Here is a 1187-nt window from a genome sequence, read left to right as displayed (position 1 = left end):
ATATGGGATGTGGGATAAAATGGAAAAAATGAACCTAAAGAAATATGGAGTTAGTGGGAATACAAGTCTACAAGAAGATTTATTGTATTTTTATAATGACAAAGAATTACAATTTGGTGTTTTAGACATTAACACCAAGGAAATTATCTATGTTTCAGAGCCTATTGCTGTAGTGGAAAGAGATGATAGTTTTACTCGCCTTAGAGATTTAAAAGTCTCAGAAAATAAGGTGTATATCTTAGATAGTAATCATACGTTGCATATTTTTGAAAGAGAAGAATAGTTTTTGTTTTATCATACTAATTTTATTACTTTTACTTTCATTTAAAAGCATAGAAAAAACCCTAAAAAATATACGCCTGATTAGTTATAACAGTGAAACTTGGAGCAAAATAGCTAATGATAAAGGGTTTATCAAGCAATTTGAAAGTTATTTACAAGAAGTTGACGAAATAAAAGATTTAGCTTATGTGATCAACAGTAATAAAGCTAATATAAATGAGGTAAAACAAGCTTTTAAAGAAGTGTTTAAACGTAATAGTGATGAAATTTTAAAGTTTATGAATCCTAAACTAAAGGAAAGTTTAGGTATTATAAATCCTAATGATAAAGTAAGATTAGAAAAGTTGATAAACGATACAAATTCAGCACTCTATAACTTTATAAAAACACAATAAAATGTTTAAACTAATTTCTAAAATAGATAATGTAAGAGATTATGTTATCTATAAGGGCAAACCTTATTACATCAATACATCACACGAATTCCAATGTGGCGAAAAAAAACAAATGCTTTACAAAACGCCACTAAGTCCGCTTGCTACTTTTAATGGTAAATTCTATTGTAGTGAGTGGGAGAATAATTATAAAATCTTTGACGAAAATTTAGAATTAGTAGAAGAGGGTAAAGACAAAGGTTTTTTGTATTTATCTAAAGAGTATTTGGAAACTTATTTTTTAGATGAACAGCAAAAAATATTCATTACAGCTCTTTTGGATAGAGAAGGGAATCTTATGGTATTGGGAGATATAGATCGATCTGCCATAAGTGTTTTCTCAAATGAATATATATACATATATATAAAAAATGATAAAACATCTATCAGAGCCTTTTCTATTCAAAAGAAAGAACATCTATGGGAGTTTCCTCTTTCTTCTCTTGGTAAAGGTAAAGATTACAATACAGA

The 1187-nt window shown here is 27.7% G+C and carries 2 protein-coding genes and 1 pseudogene; all 3 read left to right on the top strand.

All coding sequences use genetic code 11. From position 1 onward, the window contains the following. Positions 1-283 (top strand): annotated as a pseudogene (locus tag HMPREF9073_RS12965) (hypothetical protein); the annotation flags it as partial. Then, positions 267-677 carry a hypothetical protein gene (locus HMPREF9073_RS12960; protein ID WP_009414236.1) on the top strand — a complete coding sequence of 137 codons (411 nt, stop codon included), beginning with the start codon at positions 267-269 and terminating at the stop codon, positions 675-677. The pseudogene HMPREF9073_RS12965 and the gene HMPREF9073_RS12960, both read left to right, overlap by 17 nt. Position 678: 1 nt before the next feature. Next, on the top strand, positions 679-1187 hold a 509-nt coding region (locus HMPREF9073_RS12955), incomplete at its 3' end, for a hypothetical protein (protein WP_009414235.1).

Origin of the sequence: Capnocytophaga sp. oral taxon 326 str. F0382 (assembly GCF_000318295.1) — a bacterium.
GTDB classification, from domain to species: domain Bacteria; phylum Bacteroidota; class Bacteroidia; order Flavobacteriales; family Flavobacteriaceae; genus Capnocytophaga; species Capnocytophaga periodontitidis.
This window is presented reverse-complemented; position numbering and strand designations above follow the sequence as displayed.